The sequence below is a fragment of the Streptococcus alactolyticus genome (assembly GCF_042649785.1).
GTDB lineage: Bacteria > Bacillota > Bacilli > Lactobacillales > Streptococcaceae > Streptococcus > Streptococcus alactolyticus.
The window spans coordinates 36,480-54,570 of record NZ_JBHRZX010000018.1 but is presented as its reverse complement, the minus strand read 5'-3'; the positions used below and the strand labels follow the sequence as shown (position 1 = coordinate 54,570).

21 protein-coding genes and 2 pseudogenes are annotated in these 18,091 nt (G+C 41.7%); 20 read left to right on the top strand and 3 right to left on the bottom strand.

Annotated features, from left to right (window positions below; all coding sequences use genetic code 11):
• Positions 1-61 precede the first annotated feature (61 nt).
• The 6 genes and pseudogenes from ACFORE_RS04955 to ACFORE_RS04925 all read left to right on the top strand — a co-directional run bounded on the left by ACFORE_RS04955 (position 62) and on the right by ACFORE_RS04925 (position 6,222).
• Positions 62-1,027, top strand: a complete 966-nt coding sequence (locus ACFORE_RS04955) for a thiamine pyrophosphate-dependent dehydrogenase E1 component subunit alpha (RefSeq protein WP_154454250.1) — start codon at positions 62-64, stop codon at positions 1,025-1,027.
• Between the two features lie 27 nt (positions 1,028-1,054).
• Entirely contained in the window at positions 1,055-2,059 is a 1,005-nt protein-coding gene (locus ACFORE_RS04950) for an alpha-ketoacid dehydrogenase subunit beta (protein WP_154454249.1), read from the top strand.
• 32 nt (positions 2,060-2,091) lie between these two features.
• Positions 2,092-3,441, top strand: coding sequence for a dihydrolipoamide acetyltransferase (locus tag ACFORE_RS04940; RefSeq protein WP_154454302.1), 1,350 nt, complete (start codon positions 2,092-2,094; stop codon positions 3,439-3,441).
• A 20-nt stretch (positions 3,442-3,461) separates the two neighbouring features.
• A pseudogene (locus ACFORE_RS04935) lies at positions 3,462-3,720 on the top strand (biotin/lipoyl-containing protein); the annotation flags it as partial.
• Positions 3,721-3,842: 122 nt separating this feature from the next.
• Positions 3,843-5,222, top strand: a complete 1,380-nt coding sequence (lpdA, locus tag ACFORE_RS04930; RefSeq protein WP_373875657.1) for a dihydrolipoyl dehydrogenase — start codon at positions 3,843-3,845, stop codon at positions 5,220-5,222.
• Positions 5,223-5,232: 10 nt separating this feature from the next.
• The gene (locus ACFORE_RS04925) at positions 5,233-6,222 is read left to right on the top strand and encodes a lipoate--protein ligase (protein ID WP_269725786.1); all 990 of its coding nucleotides are present in this window, start codon (positions 5,233-5,235) and stop codon (positions 6,220-6,222) included.
• A gap of 48 nt (positions 6,223-6,270) precedes the next feature.
• Here the strand turns inward: ACFORE_RS04925 and ACFORE_RS04920 are convergent, their stop codons facing one another.
• A complete protein-coding gene (locus ACFORE_RS04920; protein WP_154454246.1) occupies positions 6,271-7,053 on the bottom strand; it encodes a protein-ADP-ribose hydrolase in 783 nt (260 codons plus the stop codon).
• Positions 7,054-7,198: 145 nt separating this feature from the next.
• On the opposite strand from ACFORE_RS04920, the gene ACFORE_RS04915 reads away from it, so the two are divergent.
• The 13 genes and pseudogenes from ACFORE_RS04915 (at position 7,199) to ACFORE_RS04855 (ending at position 15,145) form a co-directional block, all read left to right on the top strand.
• Positions 7,199-7,489 carry a rhodanese-like domain-containing protein gene (locus ACFORE_RS04915; protein WP_154454245.1) on the top strand — a complete coding sequence of 97 codons (291 nt, stop codon included), beginning with the start codon at positions 7,199-7,201 and terminating at the stop codon, positions 7,487-7,489.
• 77 nt (positions 7,490-7,566) lie between these two features.
• Positions 7,567-8,034 (top strand): GNAT family N-acetyltransferase, encoded by a 468-nt coding sequence (locus ACFORE_RS04910; protein ID WP_154454244.1) that lies wholly within the window; start codon positions 7,567-7,569, stop codon positions 8,032-8,034.
• 177 nt (positions 8,035-8,211) lie between these two features.
• Positions 8,212-9,396, top strand: a complete 1,185-nt coding sequence (locus tag ACFORE_RS04905; protein WP_235280931.1) for an Mbeg1-like protein — start codon at positions 8,212-8,214, stop codon at positions 9,394-9,396.
• Positions 9,397-9,554: 158 nt separating this feature from the next.
• Positions 9,555-9,950: a stress response transcriptional regulator NmlR gene (gene nmlR / locus ACFORE_RS04900; protein ID WP_168260903.1), complete on the top strand. Its 396-nt coding sequence runs from the start codon at positions 9,555-9,557 to the stop codon at positions 9,948-9,950.
• A gap of 18 nt (positions 9,951-9,968) precedes the next feature.
• A pseudogene (locus tag ACFORE_RS04895) lies at positions 9,969-10,813 on the top strand (aldo/keto reductase).
• 38 nt (positions 10,814-10,851) lie between these two features.
• The gene (locus ACFORE_RS04890; protein WP_235280928.1) at positions 10,852-11,175 is read left to right on the top strand and encodes a carboxymuconolactone decarboxylase family protein; all 324 of its coding nucleotides are present in this window, start codon (positions 10,852-10,854) and stop codon (positions 11,173-11,175) included.
• A 15-nt stretch (positions 11,176-11,190) separates the two neighbouring features.
• Positions 11,191-11,628, top strand: a complete 438-nt coding sequence (locus tag ACFORE_RS04885) for a cupin domain-containing protein (protein WP_269725787.1) — start codon at positions 11,191-11,193, stop codon at positions 11,626-11,628.
• A 42-nt stretch (positions 11,629-11,670) separates the two neighbouring features.
• The gene (locus ACFORE_RS04880) at positions 11,671-12,528 is read left to right on the top strand and encodes a hypothetical protein (RefSeq protein WP_269725788.1); all 858 of its coding nucleotides are present in this window, start codon (positions 11,671-11,673) and stop codon (positions 12,526-12,528) included.
• A 70-nt stretch (positions 12,529-12,598) separates the two neighbouring features.
• Positions 12,599-13,099 (top strand): YkgJ family cysteine cluster protein, encoded by a 501-nt coding sequence (locus ACFORE_RS04875; protein ID WP_154455045.1) that lies wholly within the window; start codon positions 12,599-12,601, stop codon positions 13,097-13,099.
• 122 nt (positions 13,100-13,221) lie between these two features.
• Positions 13,222-13,431 (top strand): helix-turn-helix domain-containing protein, encoded by a 210-nt coding sequence (locus ACFORE_RS04870; protein WP_204984551.1) that lies wholly within the window; start codon positions 13,222-13,224, stop codon positions 13,429-13,431.
• 214 nt (positions 13,432-13,645) lie between these two features.
• A complete protein-coding gene (locus tag ACFORE_RS04865; RefSeq protein WP_154455047.1) occupies positions 13,646-14,107 on the top strand; it encodes a LysR substrate-binding domain-containing protein in 462 nt (153 codons plus the stop codon).
• A 98-nt stretch (positions 14,108-14,205) separates the two neighbouring features.
• Positions 14,206-14,460 carry a hypothetical protein gene (locus tag ACFORE_RS04860; protein WP_269725789.1) on the top strand — a complete coding sequence of 85 codons (255 nt, stop codon included), beginning with the start codon at positions 14,206-14,208 and terminating at the stop codon, positions 14,458-14,460.
• Positions 14,444-15,145, top strand: a complete 702-nt coding sequence (locus ACFORE_RS04855) for a Rossmann-fold NAD(P)-binding domain-containing protein (protein WP_269725790.1) — start codon at positions 14,444-14,446, stop codon at positions 15,143-15,145. Before ACFORE_RS04860 ends, ACFORE_RS04855 begins: the two co-directional genes overlap by 17 nt.
• Positions 15,146-15,278: 133 nt before the next feature.
• On the opposite strand, the gene ACFORE_RS04850 is transcribed toward ACFORE_RS04855, so the two are convergent.
• Positions 15,279-15,950 carry a Crp/Fnr family transcriptional regulator gene (locus ACFORE_RS04850; RefSeq protein WP_154455048.1) on the bottom strand — a complete coding sequence of 224 codons (672 nt, stop codon included), beginning with the start codon at positions 15,948-15,950 and terminating at the stop codon, positions 15,279-15,281.
• A gap of 51 nt (positions 15,951-16,001) precedes the next feature.
• Complete coding sequence (locus ACFORE_RS04845; RefSeq protein ID WP_380435026.1) at positions 16,002-16,898, bottom strand: LysR substrate-binding domain-containing protein; 897 nt, start codon at positions 16,896-16,898, stop codon at positions 16,002-16,004.
• Between the two features lie 115 nt (positions 16,899-17,013).
• Here ACFORE_RS04845 and ACFORE_RS04840 point away from each other — a divergent pair, with 115 nt between their 5' ends.
• Positions 17,014-18,036: a YeiH family protein gene (locus ACFORE_RS04840; RefSeq protein ID WP_154455050.1), complete on the top strand. Its 1,023-nt coding sequence runs from the start codon at positions 17,014-17,016 to the stop codon at positions 18,034-18,036.
• Positions 18,037-18,091 lie beyond the last annotated feature (55 nt).

The window sequence follows — 18,091 nt, the reverse complement described above, 5'->3', positions numbered from 1 at the left end:
TTTGACCAATAATAGCTTATGATAAATAAAATAAGACATGGAAATTTTGGAGGGCAATCAGATGAATTTGTCACGTGAAAACTATATAGAGATGTATCTAAAAATGCAGCGCATTCGTGAGTTTGACCTGCGCATCAATAAACTCGTCCGCCGAGGCTTTGTGCAAGGCATGACGCATTTTTCTGTGGGGGAAGAAGCAGCTAGTGTTGGGGCTATGGCTCACTTGACCTATGATGATATTATTTTTTCAAATCACCGTGGGCATGGGCAGTGTATTGCCAAGGACATGGATTTGAATAAAATGATGGCCGAATTGGCAGGCAAGGTGAATGGGGTATCTAAAGGTCGTGGGGGCTCGATGCACCTAGCGGATTTTGAAAAAGGCAATTACGGTACCAATGGTATTGTAGGGGGTGGCTATGCCCTAGCTGTTGGTGCTGCCCTGACACAAGACTACAAGCAAACAGGCAATATTGTCGTGGCTTTTTCGGGTGATGGAGCAACCAACGAAGGGTCTTTCCATGAATCCGTGAACCTAGCTGCCACATGGCACTTGCCAGTGATTTTCTTTATCATCAATAACCGTTACGGTATTTCGATGGACATCACAAAAGCAACCAACACCCCTCACCTTTACACGCGTGCGGAAGCTTACGGCATTCCAGGTTTTTACTGTGAAAATGGCAATGATGTGTTGGCGGTTTACGACACGATGGGCAAGGCGGTTGCGCATGTGCGTGCTGGTAAGGGACCAGCCATCGTGGAAGTAGAATCTTACCGCTGGTTTGGGCATTCAACGGCCGATGCTGGAAAATACCGCAGCAAGGAAGAAGTCGATGAGTGGAAGAAAAAAGACCCGCTGGTCCTCTTTCGCACCTATTTGACGGACAATCACTTGGTTGACGCTGAAGCATTGGATGCTTTGGATGCTCAAGTGGTCAAAGAAATCGATGACGCTTACGCTTTTGCTCAAAATAGCCCTGAGCCAGATTTAGCAGTGGCATTTGAAGATGTTTGGGCTGACTAGGCATTTGCATCAAAAAGGAGAGATATAATGACTGAAACAAAACAAATGGCCTTTCGTGAAGCCATTAATCTTGCGATGGCTGAGGAAATGCGCAAAGACGACATGGTTTTTCTCATGGGTGAGGACGTCGGGATTTATGGTGGTGACTTTGGAACGTCTGTAGGTCTGATTGAAGAATTTGGTGCCAAACGAGTGAAAGACACACCGATTTCAGAGGCGGCGATTGCAGGGAGCGCTATTGGGGCTGCTATTACAGGTCTGCGTCCTATTGTGGATGTGACCTTTATGGATTTCATCACCATTGCCCTTGATGCCATTGTTAATAACGGTGCTAAAAACAATTATATGTTTGGTGGTGGTCTAAAAACACCCGTGACCTTCCGTGTGGCCTCTGGTTCTGGCATCGGCTCAGCTGCCCAACATTCGCAATCGCTAGAGGCTTGGTTGACCCATATTCCAGGCATTAAGGTGGTTGCACCAGGAACGGCTAACGATGCTAAAGGGCTCTTAAAATCAGCCATTCGAGATAATAATATTGTCATTTTCATGGAACCAAAAGCCCTCTACGGCAAAAAAGAAGAAGTGAGTTTGGATGTTGAGGAGTATCTACCACTTGGTAAGGGTGAGATTAAGCGTGAAGGAACAGATGTGACAATTGTGTCTTATGGCCGAATGTTGGAGCGTGTGCTGCAGGCAGCTGACGAGGTGGCACAAGATGGTATCAGCGTTGAAGTGGTTGACCCAAGGACCCTTATCCCGCTTGATATGGACCTGATTATCCAGTCGGTTAAAAAGACAGGACGCCTCATGTTGGTTAATGATGCCTACAAAACAGGTGGCTTTATTGGGGAAATTGCTGCGCGGGTGACTGAGAGTGATGCTTTTGATTACTTAGACTATCCTATCGTGCGACTGGCTAGTGAAGATGTGCCAGTGCCTTATGCTCGCGTCTTGGAAGAAGGTATTTTACCAGATGTGACAAAAATTAAAGCTGCTCTGTATCAAATGGCACGCAATGGACGCGACAACTAAGGGAGGTGTGGCCTGTGGCAAAGGAAATTATTATGCCAAAACTCGGCGTAGATATGCAAGAAGGTGAAATCCTAGAGTGGAAAAAAGCCCAAGGAGATAGTGTCCAAGAGGGCGATATTTTGCTTGAAATCATGTCTGACAAGACCAATATGGAAATTGAAGCTGAGGATTCAGGAGTTCTTTTGAAAATCGTGCATCCTGCGGGTGATGTTGTGCCTGTGACCAAAGTAATCGGATACATCGGTGCAGCAGGTGAAGCCCTTCCTGATTCTGTGGGAGAGGAGACGGCTAGTCCAAGTCCGTCAACTCAGGAAGCGCCAGCCCAATCCTTGTCAGGTGTGTCAGCGCCAGCTATTGCCCCTAAAAAAGTGGATAATGGCAAGGTTCGTGCGACCCCAGCTGCTAGAAAGCTAGCGCGGGAGCGAGGGATTGACCTTGAAAAAGTGACGGGAAGCGGTGCCAATGGGCGTGTGCATGAAGCAGATGTGCAGGCCTTTAAGGCAGTGCGCGTGACACCTTTGGCTCGCAAGATTGCGCAAGATAAGGGCGTTGATTTGAATACTTTGGTTGGTACAGGGGAGCGTGGCAAAATTACCAAAGAAGATGTTTTAGCCAGTGTGCCAGCAGAAAAAGTGGCTACTTCGCAAAAAACACCTCTTGCTGTGAATCAAGCCCAAGACGGCGTTGAAGTGATCAAGATGTCTGCTATGCGTAAGGCTATTTCAAGAGGCATGACCCAATCTTATTTCACGGCGCCAACCTTTACCTTAAATTACGATATCGACATGACCAATCTCATAGCGCTGCGTCAGCAATTGCTTGAGCCAATCAAGACCAAAACAGGTTACAAGGTGACCTTTACCGATTTGATTGGGCTTGCTGTAGTTAAAACCTTGATGAAGGAAGAACACCATTTTCTTAACGCTTCTTTGATACATGATGCGCAAGACATTGAACTCCATCATTTTGTGAATTTAGGAATTGCCGTTGGGCTTTCAGACGGCTTAGTGGTACCTGTGGTTCACGGTGCAGACCAAATGACTTTGTCAGAATTCGTGGTGGCTTCAAAAGACATCATTCAAAAAGCGCAGGCTGGCAAATTAAAAGCGGCAGAAATGTCAGGATCAACCTTCTCAATCACTAATCTGGGGATGTTTGGCACTAAATCATTTAACCCCATTATCAACCAGCCAAATTCGGCTATTTTAGGTATTTCAGCGACGATTGATACGCCAGTAGCATATGAAGGTGAGGTGGTTATTCGTCCTATTATGGGAACGAGTTTGACCATTGACCACAGGCTAGTGGATGGCATGAACGGTGCCAAATTCATGCTGGATTTGAAAGCACTTCTTGAAAATCCTTTGGAATTGCTCATCTAATTAACAGAAAGGAAAAAGCAATGGCAGTAGAAATTATCATGCCCAAGCTCGGCGTTGACATGCAAGAGGGCGAAATCTTAGAGTGGAAAAAAGCCGAAGGGGATCCTGTGAACGAGGGCGATATTCTCCTTGAAATCATGTCTGACAAAACCAATATGGAAATCGAAGCCGAGGATTCAGGGGTACTTTTAAAGATTGTGCATCCTGCAGGCGATGTTGTCCCTGTCACAGAAATCATTGGTTACATTGGTGCTGAGGGTGAGGCCGTCGAATCAAGTCTGCAAAGGACAGCCGATAAAGCTGTCTCAGACCTAACTGCAGCAGGCTTGGTCGTTCCGCCAGCCGTTTCAGTGGTCAAAACCAACCATGACAAAGTGTTGCTGGCAGCTGAGGAATACGATATGATTGTCGTCGGTGGCGGTCCTGCAGGTTATTATGCCGCTATTCGTGGGGCTCAATTAGGAGCTAAAGTAGCCATCGTTGAAAAATCTGAATTTGGTGGTACCTGCCTCAATGTTGGCTGTATTCCAACCAAAACTTATCTCAAAAACGCTGAAATTTTGGACGGACTCAAAATTGCTGCTGGACGCGGAATAAACCTCGCCTCAACCAATTACAGCATTGACATGGATAAAACCGTTGATTTTAAAAATTCGGTTGTTAAAACCTTGACAGGCGGTGTTCGTGGGCTCTTGAAGGCTAACAAGGTTACTATTTTTGATGGTCTTGCTCAGGTTAATCCAGATAAAACCGTAACCATTGGCTCTCAAACCATTCAGGGGCACAGTATTATTTTGGCGACAGGTTCAAAAGTATCGCGGATTAACATTCCAGGTATTGAGTCACCTCTTGTTTTGACCTCTGATGATATTTTAGATTTGCGAGAAATGCCTAAGTCACTAGCTGTTATGGGTGGTGGCGTTGTTGGAATTGAACTTGGTTTGGTGTGGGCGTCTTACGGTGTTGATGTCACTGTTATCGAAATGGCAGACCGCATTATTCCAGCCATGGATGAAGAAGTGTCTCAAGAATTGCAAAAAATTCTCACTAAAAAGGGCATGACCATCAAGACCAATGTTGGCGTAGCGGAAATCAAGGAAAGCAATCACCAGTTGACCTTGACCCTTACAAATCACGAAAGTATTCAAGTTGAAAAAGCCCTGCTATCTATTGGACGCGTTCCACAAATGCAAGGACTTGAAAACCTCAATCTGGAAATGGAAGGCAACCGCATCAAAGTCAATGCCTACCAAGAAACCTCTATCCCAGGCATTTACGCTCCAGGTGATGTCAATGGGCAAAAAATGCTGGCGCACGCTGCTTATCGTATGGGCGAAGTGGCTGCTGAAAATGCTATTCGTGGCAATCATCGCAAAGCCAACCTCAAATACATCCCAGCAGCTGTTTATACCCATCCAGAAGTTGCCATGGTTGGTCTGACGGAAGAAGCGGCACGAGAACAATACGGCGATGTTTTAATTGGCAAATCAAGCTTTGCTGGCAACGGACGAGCCTTAGCATCTAACGAAGCGCAAGGTTTTGTCAAAGTCATTGCAGACCGCAAATACCATGAAATTCTTGGCGTTCACATTATTGGACCTGCTGCAGCCGAACTCATTAACGAAGCCGCAACCATTATGGAAAATGAATTGACCGTTGATGATGTGGCGCAAGCCATTCATGGACACCCAACCTTCTCTGAAAATATGTACGAAGCCTTCATGGATACTATCGGAGAAGCCATTCACAACCCACCAACACCTCGCCATTCTCAAAGATAAGGACCATTAGATGAAATACATTATCAATCATTCTCACAATCCAGCCTACAACATTGCCTTGGAAGCCTATGCTTTTCGTGAATTATTAGAAGAAGATGAGCTATTTATCCTGTGGATTAACGAGCCAACTATTGTTATCGGCAAGCATCAAAATGCTATTGAGGAAATAAATAAGGCTTACACAGATGAGCATGGTATCCATGTGGTGCGGCGTTTGTCAGGTGGCGGAGCCGTTTACCACGACCTCAACAATCTCAATTACACGATTATTTCCAACAAATCTCAAGAAGGGGCTTTTGATTTCAAGACCTTTTCTCAGCCTGTTATTGCCACTTTGGCGGATCTCGGCGTGACGGCAACTTTCACAGGACGAAACGACCTTGAGATTGACGGCAAGAAATTTTGTGGTAATGCCCAAGCTTACTACAAGGGGCGAATGATGCACCACGGTTGCCTGCTCTTTGACGTGGATATGACCGTTCTTGGCAATGCCTTGCAGATCTCAAAGGATAAAATCCAATCCAAAGGTGTGAAGTCTGTGCGTGCGCGTGTGACCAATATCTTGGATGAATTGCCTGAAAAAATCACGGTTGATGATTTCTCAGAAAAATTGCTCAACAAAATGCGAGAATTGTACCCTGACATGACCCAATACCATTTTTCAGAGCAGGAATTGCAAGCCATTCAGACTTTGGCAGACCAACAATTTGGCACCTGGGATTGGACCTACGGCACAGCTCCTGAGTACACAATCAAGCGCTCGGTTCGCTACCCATCAGGTAAACTAACCATTTATGCTGACATAGACAAATCCATCATTCAGGGCATTAAAATCTACGGTGACTTCTTTGGCATCAAAGACGTTTCAGATATTGAGAAAGCCCTTATTGGCCTTCGCTATGAGTATTCAGACGTCCTAGCTAAACTCCAAACCATAGACACAAGCCTTTACTTTGCCAATATCAGCCCAGAAGACATTGCCAAAGCCATTGTTGAGTAAGAAAAAACCGTTAGCTATTGCTAACGGTTTTGAGGTTGATGATTGGAATCAATTCAACAACTTTTGATAAATATGGCGTTCTTTATCGTTATTGACGGCAAAGATGACTTTTTTGACAAAGTGGCTTTGTTCTAAGAATTGTTTGGTTGTTTGGACGGCGACTTCGGCGACATTTTCATCGACAAAATGCGGGTCCTTGCTAGAATTAATCGCAGGTAGTGCCACGGATTCTAGCTGATTTTTCTCAGACAAGCCCAAGCAAGCCAAATAGGTTTGCGTCAGCAAATCCTTAGACATGGGGGTCAGAGGTCCACTGAGATTAGGGCTGACGGTGTGTAGGACAAATTTGGCAGGCAGATTGTAAGCGGGTGTGATTTTGGCTGTTCCTGTTGGTTCTTCATAAGGCTGTTGCTCCATGAGATTGTAACAATCTTGTCGCAGCTGAACACCCGCATAAGTGTGGATGGCATTTTCCGAGCAATTATGCAAAGGTTCAAAGCAGCCTAGCAGATGACGACTCGCCGTATTAACAATACCGTCAACTTTTAGCCGTGTAATATCCCCCTTCCAAACGTAAAAACGCTCATCGTTGGGAACAGTGTGTAAGTGGTTGAGAAAAACCACTACACGCTCTGCCGCTTTTAATTGCAAATAATCGTTTTGAACAGAGAGGAAGTGCCGAGATGTCGCCATTGGAGGACGAACATTTAATAGAGCACGCAATAAGGACTCTTGACCTGACAAATCCTCTGGAATATGAATTGCTTTGTATTGCGAATTTTCCTTTAGCAAGTAGCCTAAGAGATAATTAACCATTTCTTGTTTAGTCATGAGGCCTCCTTTATGAACGCATAAATGTTACTAAGGATAAGTATAGCACCTTTTTGACAAAATGGCATTAAGAAATGCAAACGATAACACAAAAAACATCTTTTTATGTTAATAAATGAGAATAAAAAAGGAGATAAGATGCATTATGATTAAAACCATTACAACACAGGACCTGAAAGAAAACCTGCAAAGACAACAATGTCATGTGCTTGATGTCCGTGAGCCAGACGAATATGCCACAGGGCACGTGCCAACGGCGGTTAATTTACCATTGAGTGAATTGGTCGAACGGTACCAAGAATTAGATAAGGACATGCTTTATTATGTGATTTGTCAGATCGGTGGGCGTTCTGAGCGGGCAAGTTTGTTTTTGGACCAAGAAGGTTACCAAGTCGTAAATGTGCTAGGAGGAACATCCGCTTGGCCAGGGCATTAGAAAAATAAGCTCTGCCGTAGTTACAAGCCACAAAGAAGATGGTATAATAGATAAAACGAGATATGGGGGAGTTAGACATGACCATTAGACCTGCGACAAGTGCTGATATTCCAAGCTTAATGGACCTTTTGCAACAAGTTTTGTCCGTACATCATGCAGTAAGACCTGATTTGTTCCAAGCTAAAGGTGTGAAATACACGGAGCAAGAATTGGCAGATCTGCTTTCTGATGATAAGCGTCCTATTTTTGTCTATGAAGGCGAAGAGGGCAAGGTGTTGGGGCATATGTTTACTATCATTGAGGAAGCGCAAGCGCCAAAAGTTCCTCACAAAACCTTGTTTATCGATGATTTGTGTGTGGACGCGGCAGCGCGTGGGCACAAAATTGGGGAGCAGTTGTACCAGTTTGCCTTGTCTTATGCGAAAGAGATTGGTTGCTACAACGTGACCTTGAACGTTTGGAATGCCAATGAAGCGGCTCTGCGTTTTTACCAACATCAAGGCATGACCCCGCAAGAAACCCGTATGGAACACATTATCAAATAAGCTGACAGTTAGGAGCAGCCCTAACTGTTTTTTTGCCATTTTTTGAAAATACATGAGAAAAACATGAAAAAAATACAGTTAAAATCCATCTTTTTTTCAAAAATATGAGATAATAGGAGTGTAAACGATTGCCCATTGAGCAGCAATCAGATGGCGTGTTTCGCAAAAGGGGGACTTATGGGGACAATAAACGATTATGTGACGCAACATCAAGACAAGACTTTCGAGGCTTTTCCACTTAATGAGGCGGATAAAATGTGCATAAATGAGTTGGGTTATTTTTGTTTTGAAGAACTGGCTGCCAGTATCGATGTGACCAAGGATGTCTTGGTGCAAGAAGTTTTTCGTCCGTATAGCACGGGGGAAAAGACCTTGGACCGCAATTTTTTGGCGACTAAATCACGTATTGATTTGCTAAAAACAGTGGCGGAATCGGACCGTTTTGCGGATTTGCACGTGTCTTATTATGTCAATGATGTGGACGAAGAATACGAAAGACAGTTTGCGGCAATGGTCTTTAGTTTACCTCAGTTAGATTATCGCCAACTGGTTTTTCGTGGGACTGATGACACCTTGATTGGTTGGAAGGAAGATTTCAAACTGAGTTATGTGCGAGAAATCCCAGCTCATCGTTCGTCTTTGAAATATTTGGAAGAAATTTTAAGTGAGAATGCGGGTTCTTTTACCTTGTCAGGGCATTCTAAAGGTGGCAATTTAGCCCTATACGCGGCGGCCAATGTGCGTCCTGACCTTCGCTCGCAAATCACGCAGATTTATATGTTGGATTCTCCAGGGCTTAATGAAGCCGACCTTGCAAAAGAAGGTTACCGAGCAATTCGCGATAAGGTGCGGGTTATTCGACCAGAAGAGTCTATCGTTGGGGTGATGTTGTACAATGACATCGAGCCAGTTATCGTTCAAAGTCAAGGTGTGGGCATCATGCAGCACGCTTTGACCAATTGGCAAATGGACGCTGAAACAGGCCAATGGCTAATTGCCGAGCATCCAACAGAATTGAGCCGAAATCTTGAAAAAACCTTTAAACAGTGGACGGATGATTTATCAAGCCAAGAATTAAAACTCTTGTTTGATACCTTGTTTGACACCCTCATGTCCAGTGGCATTACCAGTATCAACGATTTAGCGGTTAATCGAGAATTTGTGTCGAAACTCTCTGCTAGTCTGACCTCCTTTCACTCTATTGGAGCAGAGAAGAAGCTTCTCCTAGCCAAGTCGGCCAAGCTCTTTTTGGGGGCTTTTATGGGACACAGTAAATTAGCTACCTTGACTAAAGACAGAGGCAATTTGTCCCTGCCTGATTTGAATCGTTTCCGCGACTATTGGGACGATAGAAGAGAGTGATGAAATTGTTTAGCACTTAGATTGGTCTGGGTGCTTTTTTTGGTGTTCCAGCCTATTTTAGAAAACGATTATACTTTTACTAAAAAGTTCCTTTTTGGGCTTGACTTGGAGTGGACTCTAAGGTATATACTGAGGGTAACAAAGAGAGGAGATGACCTATGAATATCAAAACCGTTAGCGAGCAGACAGGGATTTCGGCAGATACGATTCGTTATTATGAGCGGATTGGCTTGATTCCACGCGTCAAACGTCAGGCGTCGGGCGTTCGTGATTTTTCAGAACGTGACATTGCGGCCTTGGAATTTGTCCGTTGTTTCAGAAGAGCAGGCGTTGGCATCGAATCCTTGATTGAGTACATGGGCTTGGTGGAAGCAGGTGATGGCACCGAACAAGCAAGGCTAGACTTATTAGAAGAAGAACGTGTCAAATTAGAAGCCCGCATTGCCGAATTGCAAGAAGCCCACAGACGACTCAACCGCAAAATTCAAAACTACCAAAACATCGTTCTTAAAAAAGAACAGCATTTGTTTAACGAAGAAATCACAAAATCTTGATGTGGAAAGGAGAACCTAGTGGAATACAAAACATTATCAAACGGTATTAAAATGCCTATTTTAGGATTTGGAGTTTACCAAATTCCTAATATCGATGAATGCGAGCGTGTGGTTAGTGATGCCATTTTAGTTGATTATCGTTTAATTGATACAGCTCAATCCTATAAGAATGAAGAAGCTGTTGGAAATGCTATCCGTAAGTCAGGATTGCACGTGAAAATTTTTTTATCACAACTAAAATTTGGATAAGCAATTATGGCTATGAGAAAGCAAAAGCTTCTCTGGATGCTTCTTTAGCTAAACTTCAAACAAACTATATTGATTTAGTCCTTCTCCACCAGCCATTTGGTGATTATTATGGTGCTTATCGTGCTATGGAAGAGTACTATAAAGCTGGTAAAATAAGGGCAATTGGTATTAGTAATTTTGCCCCTGATCGTATGGCAGATTTAGCTATTTTTGCGGATGTTACGCCTATGGTCAATCAAATTGAGACACATGTCTTTAATCAACAATTGAAAGCCCGTCAGACAATGGATGAATATGGTATTCAAATAGAATCTTGGGGACCATTCGCAGAAGGGCGCAATGATTTCTTTACAAATGAAACACTTGTTAATATTGGGCGAAAATATCATAAATCGGCTGCACAAGTCGCCCTTCGTTATTTGATTCAACGTGATGTTATTGTCATTCCTAAGACCGTGCATAAAAATCGTATGGAGCAAAATTTTGATGTCTTTAATTTTGTTTTAACAAAAGATGATATGGAAGCAATTTTGAAACTTGATATGGGGGAGAGTCAATTCTTTTCCCATGTTGATCCTGAAACAGTTAAAAGGATTAGTTCATTTAAACTTTAAGTGATGTGATTTTACTTTCTACCAGAAAGGAGAGAACAATGACCATTAAACAAACAGCAGGACGTGACCAATTGGGTGATTTTGCGCCAGCATTTGCTCATTTTAACGATGATGTGCTTTTTGGTGAAAATTGGAACGACACGGCTATTGACTTGAAAACCCGCTGCCTTATCACGGTAGTGGCCCTCATGGCACAAGGTATAACCGATAGTTCGATGGCGCATCACCTTGAAAATGCTAAAAATCACGGCGTTAGCAAGGAAGAAATAGCGGCAGTAGTTACCCATGTGGCTTTCTATGCAGGCTGGCCAAAAGCTTGGGCTGTTTTTCGCCTAGCTAAGGACATTTGGCAGGACGATTAAAGAAGGGAGTTTACTATGACGAATACAGAAATGGACAAAGTGGCATTTGATCAGGCAAATGTTTTCGGAAAAGGGCAGGCAAATGATGCTTTTGCACAGTATTTTGACGGGCAATCTTTTCTCAATCCCTTGGTGGATGAGGAGTCGCCTTTATTTCTCGCAAATGTGACCTTTGAGCCTGGTTGTCGCAATCATTGGCATATTCATCAAGCAGATAAGGGTGGCGGTCAGGTATTGATTTGCACAGCTGGGCAAGGTTGGTATCAAGAAGAAGGCAAGGAAGCGGTAAGCCTTGAGCCAGGCAAGGTCATCGTCATTCCAGCTAACGTTAAACATTGGCATGGCGCTAAAAAGAATGCTTGGTTTAGCCATATTGCCATCGAGGTGTCTGGTAATAATACCAAAACCATCTGGATGGAGGCCGTTAGTGACGCAGATTACAAGGCCCTTTAACTTTGCCGTGACAATTTAGCATTAGCGTGTTACACTAAAATCATGAAACACATTGCTCACACTCATATCGTCAAGGCAGGGCATTTTCTGAAACTATTCAAAAATGATGCCCAGTTTAGCACACCTATTTTTCGTCGAGATAAAAAACGCAAAAACCTACAATTTGTTATTGTTTTTAAAGATGCAAACGGATCTTACGCCCTTAATCATTCGCAGCAAGGGTATAGCTCGTACCTCAAGCGCCTCAAAACATTTAGTCAAAAGACGCTTTATCAAGGCATCTTGTCTGTGCCGGCAAAAGCGCGTGCGAGTGTTCAGGTTTTGCAGGTGCCAAGTGACCGAAAAGTTCGGGCGTCGGACGTTACCTATTATTCGGACGCTGAGATTGAGGCCATTTTGTCTAAGAAAAAGGTTATAGAAGAAGTCTATGATCCCTTTCGTGATGCTCATTCGGTAGTATTTCAGCAGGATACAAAAGCTTCTGAGATGACCTACGAAGATTACCAAGGCATCCAAGATTTTCACCCTTTTTTGACGCTCAAGGACCAAGCGACCGAGGTGTTTTGTACCTATCAAGACCACAACAAAAAACAAGCCATTTCCTTGAGTTTAATGGGGTGGTATTATCTGGGGCAACAATTAAAAATCAGCTGGAAACCTAATTCTCAGCCCAAAGCACGTTGGCGTTCATCCTTGCTTGCCATTGACAAAAAGACCAAGCGTTATTTCTTTCAGGGCAATATTTACCAAGAAAAGGGCACCGATCCTGTCTTTTTGGAAAATCTGACCTTTCAGCCACAAAAAAGCAGAGCTAATAGCCAAGCCGTGGCTGCAGAATTTCAGCGCCTCATCCAAGAAATAAAGCAACAGGAGCGTGCTGCTCTCTTGACGCGTCGCTAAAATGGCGGTTGAGTCTTTTGTGATTTATGCTATAATGATCTCTGATTGAAAATTGTTAGAAAGTGCAAAAATGACAGAATTGGATATTGAGCGTTACCACGAATTGGCTCAGCAAAAGCAAAAAGAACACCGCAAATTTTTAGCAACCCTCAAGAAAAAAGCCCCTAAAAACCTTGACAAAATCACGCAGGAAATCCACACGGAAGTCTTTCAAGAGATTGATTGCACCCAGTGTGCGAATTGTTGTAAAAGTCTGGGACCGCTTTTCACTGAAGCAGATATTACCCGCATTTCAAAGGCTTTTCGCATGAAATTATCAGTCTTTGAGGACGCTTATCTTCGTGTTGACGAGGACGGCGACAAGGTTTTCCAAAGCATGCCTTGCCCTTTCCTAGGCAGCGATAATTTGTGTACCATTTACGATGTCCGTCCCAAAGCGTGCCGTGAATTTCCCCACACCGACCGTAAAAAGATTTACCAAATCAATAACCTTACTATTAAAAATACCCTCTTTTGCCCCGCCGCCTATCTTTTCGTTGAAAAACTCAAGGAGCGATTGGAGGGGAGATAATTAACCAAAACTTCTTGAACTGTTTCGTTTCAAGAGGTTTTTATTATAATTTTATTAGGATTCTAATTATTTGCAATACCTCATGATATAATAGAATAACTAAAAATGAAATGAGAATTTCTATGCATATTGAAAAATTAAAATACTTCATAGATTTGTATGAATGTAGAAATTATATAGAAACAGCTCGTAAAAACTTTATTTCACAAGCATCTATTAGCCAATACATTTCTTCACTTGAAAAAGAATTTAACACGAAATTTTTTGATAGAAGTGTGACTCCTATTCAACCAACTTTAGCTGGAAAAATGCTATATAATAATGCAAAATGATGTTAAAGCAGTATGAAGAAACAAAAATTCAAATACAAAATTCAATAAATACCTTGAAGCCAAGACTCAGTATTGCCTATACTTCTTTATATGATTTAAGATTACCCCTACCTTTTATCTCCTATCTTAAAGAAATTGGCTTTCCTATCAACATTCAATTAAAAAAGTAGAAGGAAAAAATATTGAAACCTATGTTACAAAAGATATTTCTGATTTGGCATTATCATTTGGAGAAGAATTTACCAGTAAAAACATTTCAAAATTAGTGATAAAATCAGGTAGATATAATGCATTGGTCGCTCAGGGACACCCACTATTTGATTATCAGGTTATTAATGTTTCGGAACTGTATCAGTATCCTTTGTTAATGTTGAGTGAGGAGAGCATGGGTAAAAGTTATGTCATTATGAAAGAACGTTCGCTAAAAGATGGCTTTTATCCTAATATTGCTAGGACGGTTGATGATTTTGAAGAAAGTTTCTTTTATATATTATCAGAACAACTTATTGGATTTGGAACAGATGATTTTAATTTATCTAAATTAGATGGAATGATTCGAAGCATTCCGATTGAAGGTAGCTGGCATACTTATGAAATTGTTCTAGCTTATCAAAAAGATTCTAAAAATCAAACACTTATTGATTTTCTAACCATTTTTGATAATTCCTTATTATGATTTCTAATGGGCCATAAAAAAATAGGATTTAATTTTAGATAGCGTTTACATTATAATAAAACTAACAATAAAGTAAATATCTTTTAAGGAGAAGTATTATGACAAAAATTGTTGTTAAAGGTGTTGATGGAAACTTTGGCTCACAAGTCGCTAAACATATTCAAAATTTGTTACCAAAGGACGATTTATTATTTACTGCACCTAGAGAGGAAGCATTAAAACCTTATCAAGAACAAGGTATTAAGACAGCAGTAGCTGATTTTAACTCATTGGAGAATCTTGTAAAAGTGTTTGAAAATGCAAATAAAGTACTTCCGATTTCAATGCCTTTTGTTGGTGAAAAAACGTTGTAAAGTTCATCAAAATGTAGTTGAAGCTTGTGTTAAAGCAAATGTTAGACAAATTGTATACACCTCAGTACTTTCAGATAGTCACCCACTTAATCCAAGTATTGAAAATATAGACCATAGTTTTACAGAAGCTATCATTCAGAATTCACCATTAGACTACATTTTCCTTCGTAATTCTTTATTTGCAGAAGCTTTTATTAGTGATTATTTAAGAGCAGTGGATGCAAAAGAAGAGGTTATTTCTAAAAATATGGGCGATGGTCGAGTTTGGTTTATTTCTCGTCGAGATGCAGCCTTTGCTGCGAGTTGTGCCCTTTCCAATGACCTTCTTCATCGTGAAGTATTGAATATTAATGGTATTGAACCGATTTCTTATCAAAACTTTCTAGACATTGCCAATAAGGCAACAGGAAATCATATCGCATATAATAAATTAACAGACGATGAATTATATGCCTATTTCGATTCTATTGGAGTTCCAAGAGATACTGACGGTGACTTTAGTAAGAGTCCTATCCAAGCTACATCAGAAGGTATGGTAAGTTTTGGTACAACAGTGACAGAAGGCTTTTTAGATGTTCCAGTTAGTGATTTTGTTAAATTGACAGGACGTAAACCACTTAGCCAATCAGAGATGTTTGAAAATGTGGACGATTATTTACTAGGAGAGCGTCATACTGTAGAATAATTTTTGTCGGTTAACAATGAACAGCTGGAGTCAGATGACTTCAGCTGTTTGTTTATATGACTTTCAGTCCATCACGCTATCAAGCTGTCAGAAGCAAAAAAATCATGATCACCCATTAACGGGTAGTCATGATTTAGTAATCAATTTTTTGTTCTTCGGTGATGAGGTTTGTCATTTTTTGGGGATTGATGATGCGAATTTGGTGGCCAACCTTGTCAATCAGGCCTTCTTCACGCAGGGCTTTGACCATGCGGGCAATTGTCACAGAATGCATACCAAGATAGCTGGCGATTTCTTGGTAAGTAAAGACAGTGTCGAGCAACAGCTCGCCAGAAGGTTCTTGCTCAGCTTGGTCCATCAAAAAGCGGCTGAATTGCACAAGGGCAGGTTCGTTTTTGCTGCTATGAAAATGCTCCATCAAATACACCAAGTTTTCAGTGAGGGTATTGACCATCAGCGCTGTGATAGATGGAAAACCGAGCAATTCCTGAAAACTGCGGTTTGAAATGCGGTAAGCAACGCAAGGGGTTTTAGCAATGATAGAGAAGGTCTTTTTGCCATAATAATTTAAATTAAAGGTTGTCATAAGGGATGTAAATCCGACAAATTGTTCTCTCTTAAAGTAGAGGTAGGTGGTTTCCTTGCCGTCAAGAGAAATGGACGAGAGTGCGCAAATGCCTGAAGACAGGATGAAGATGTCCCCGTTAGACTCTCCTGCGATGGATGTGGCTAGGCAGTCCCCTTTTTTAAATGTGACCCTCTCCCCATATTGTAAAAGCTCTGTGATGTCAACTGTTGTATGCATATATGCCCTTTCTAAGTTACAAGCTGTGCCCGTTTAATTACTTAGTTTACGTTAATTTTGGTTTTTAATCAAGTCCTTATTTTCTAAAAATAGTTTAAAAATATCTTGGTAAAGTGTTTTAAAATGGCTATTTTTTCGCCAGATAAAAGTAAAATCATGCCAAACTGGTGGAATATCAAGGTCGATGGCCACCAATTTTCCAGAAGCCAATTCATTTTTGACCACGCTGCGATAAACAAAACTAATCCCTACATTGTGCGCGACCAAGCTGCGAATCATATTGAGGCTACCAATTTCAGTGACTTGTCGAAAATCATTGATAGATAGGTTGTTTTCTTTGAGAATGAGCGACAGCATTTCACGCGTGCCAGACCCCTGTTCTCTGATGATAATAGGATAATCCAACAAGGTTTCCAAGGTCACAGCTTTGCCATTTAAATCTGACTGCGACGAAGCAACGGCGATGAAGGGCTCTGACGTGTAAGGGAGAAAATCGTATTTTTCCTTGGAGAAAAAGCCCTCGATAATGGCAAAATCAATCTTTCCTTGATCCAGTGCCTTGAGCAAGGACGTGGTATTATTGACCAGCATGTTGAATTGGTATTGGGAATATTGTGAAAAGATGTGAATCAAGGAGTCACACAAGATAAATTCCCCGATGGTGGAAGTGGCGCCAAAATTCAATGGTTTGACATCTTTCTTCAAATTCGATTTGAAATGCTGGATGTCATTGTTGATGGTCATGAGCAAATTCAGCAACTCTTCGCCGTTTTGCGTCAATTGGCAATGTTTTCCTGAAAAGGTGAAGAGCTTGGTTTGATACTCGATTTCCAAGGCTTGAATGTGCTTGGTGACAGCAGGTTGTGTGATGTGAAGTTCCTTGGCGGCTTGGGTAAAGTTCATGGTTTCACATACTTTCATAAACGTAAACACACGATAGTCCAACATGGTGGGATTTGTCCTTTATCATTCTTTTTTGTTATTATATCATAAAAAAGAATAATTTTACATTATAGTTAAGAGGGGGTATAATTATTGTCATGAAAAGGAGTTTGAAACTATTATGACATTTCAGAAAAAAGTTCCCGGTGTTTTATTTTGTACCATTTTAGCCTTGCCAGCTTGGTTTTTAGGGGAAAAATTCCCTCTTGTTGGTGCTCCGGTATTTGCCATTTTGCTTGGTATGATTATCGGTAATTTTCACACTAATCGTGAACAAACGGCGGAAGGGATTGCCTTCACGTCAAAATACGTTTTGCAAATCGCCGTTGTGCTTTTGGGATTTGGTCTTAACTTGACCCAAGTGGTGAAAGTAGGGACAGAATCTTTACCTATTATCATCAGCACCATTTTGGTATCGTTAATCATTGCCTTTCTTTTGCAAAGATGGTTGAAGCTTGACGTCAATACAGCAACCTTGGTTGGTGTTGGGTCATCTATTTGTGGTGGTTCAGCCATTGCAGCGACAGCGCCAGTTATCCAAGCCAAAGACGAAGAAGTGGCTAAAAGTATCTCAGTTATCTTCTTGTTCAACATCTTGGCAGCCTTGATTTTCCCAACCCTTGGGGAATTGCTTCACTTGTCAAACCACGGTTTTGCGGTCTTTGCAGGTACAGCCGTTAATGATACCTCATCTGTAACAGCGGCTGCAACAGCTTGGGATGCTGTACACGGTTCAAATACACTTGACGGAGCAACCATTGTTAAATTAACACGTACATTGGCTATTATCCCGATTACCTTAGGTTTGTCATTTTACAGAGCTTACAAAATGCAAAAAAATGGTGGAGAAGCTAAACAAACCTTCCAATTGCGTAAATCTTTCCCAACCTTTATTTTATTCTTCTTGATGGCATCAATCATCACAACAATTGCCAGCAGCATGGGTGTTGACACTGTGATTTTTGATAACTTGAAAGTTCTTTCAAAATTCTTCATCGTTATGGCTATGGGAGCTATTGGTTTGAATACCAACCCTGTGAAATTGGTCAAAACTGGTGGACAAGCCATCATGCTTGGGGCTATTTGTTGGGTAGCAATTACTTGCGTGAGCCTCTTCATGCAACATTCTCTAGGTATTTGGTAATTTTTGACAAAAATCTGAGTCGAAAGGCTCAGTTTTTTTGTGCCCAAAACGCCTG

Excerpts from the sequence above, each read along its gene's own strand:
- ACFORE_RS04875 (WP_154455045.1), top strand. The coding sequence starts at position 12,599 with ATGACAGAATTGGATATTGAGCGTTACCACGAATTGGCTCAGCAAAAG.
- ACFORE_RS04880 (WP_269725788.1), top strand. The coding sequence starts at position 11,671 with ATGAAACACATTGCTCACACTCATATCGTCAAGGCAGGGCATTTTCTG.
- ACFORE_RS04940 (WP_154454302.1), top strand. The coding sequence starts at position 2,092 with ATGCCAAAACTCGGCGTAGATATGCAAGAAGGTGAAATCCTAGAGTGG.
- ACFORE_RS04890 (WP_235280928.1), top strand. The coding sequence starts at position 10,852 with ATGACCATTAAACAAACAGCAGGACGTGACCAATTGGGTGATTTTGCG.
- ACFORE_RS04950 (WP_154454249.1), top strand. The coding sequence starts at position 1,055 with ATGACTGAAACAAAACAAATGGCCTTTCGTGAAGCCATTAATCTTGCG.
- nmlR (WP_168260903.1), top strand. The coding sequence starts at position 9,555 with ATGAATATCAAAACCGTTAGCGAGCAGACAGGGATTTCGGCAGATACG.
- ACFORE_RS04845 (WP_380435026.1), bottom strand. The coding sequence starts at position 16,898 with ATGTTGGACTATCGTGTGTTTACGTTTATGAAAGTATGTGAAACCATG.
- ACFORE_RS04850 (WP_154455048.1), bottom strand. The coding sequence starts at position 15,950 with ATGCATACAACAGTTGACATCACAGAGCTTTTACAATATGGGGAGAGG.
- lpdA (WP_373875657.1), top strand. The coding sequence starts at position 3,843 with ATGATTGTCGTCGGTGGCGGTCCTGCAGGTTATTATGCCGCTATTCGT.
- ACFORE_RS04955 (WP_154454250.1), top strand. The coding sequence starts at position 62 with ATGAATTTGTCACGTGAAAACTATATAGAGATGTATCTAAAAATGCAG.
- ACFORE_RS04910 (WP_154454244.1), top strand. The coding sequence starts at position 7,567 with ATGACCATTAGACCTGCGACAAGTGCTGATATTCCAAGCTTAATGGAC.
- ACFORE_RS04920 (WP_154454246.1), bottom strand. The coding sequence starts at position 7,053 with ATGACTAAACAAGAAATGGTTAATTATCTCTTAGGCTACTTGCTAAAG.
- ACFORE_RS04860 (WP_269725789.1), top strand. The coding sequence starts at position 14,206 with ATGACAAAAATTGTTGTTAAAGGTGTTGATGGAAACTTTGGCTCACAA.
- ACFORE_RS04870 (WP_204984551.1), top strand. The coding sequence starts at position 13,222 with ATGCATATTGAAAAATTAAAATACTTCATAGATTTGTATGAATGTAGA.
- ACFORE_RS04905 (WP_235280931.1), top strand. The coding sequence starts at position 8,212 with ATGGGGACAATAAACGATTATGTGACGCAACATCAAGACAAGACTTTC.
- ACFORE_RS04925 (WP_269725786.1), top strand. The coding sequence starts at position 5,233 with ATGAAATACATTATCAATCATTCTCACAATCCAGCCTACAACATTGCC.
- ACFORE_RS04885 (WP_269725787.1), top strand. The coding sequence starts at position 11,191 with ATGACGAATACAGAAATGGACAAAGTGGCATTTGATCAGGCAAATGTT.
- ACFORE_RS04915 (WP_154454245.1), top strand. The coding sequence starts at position 7,199 with ATGATTAAAACCATTACAACACAGGACCTGAAAGAAAACCTGCAAAGA.
- ACFORE_RS04840 (WP_154455050.1), top strand. The coding sequence starts at position 17,014 with ATGACATTTCAGAAAAAAGTTCCCGGTGTTTTATTTTGTACCATTTTA.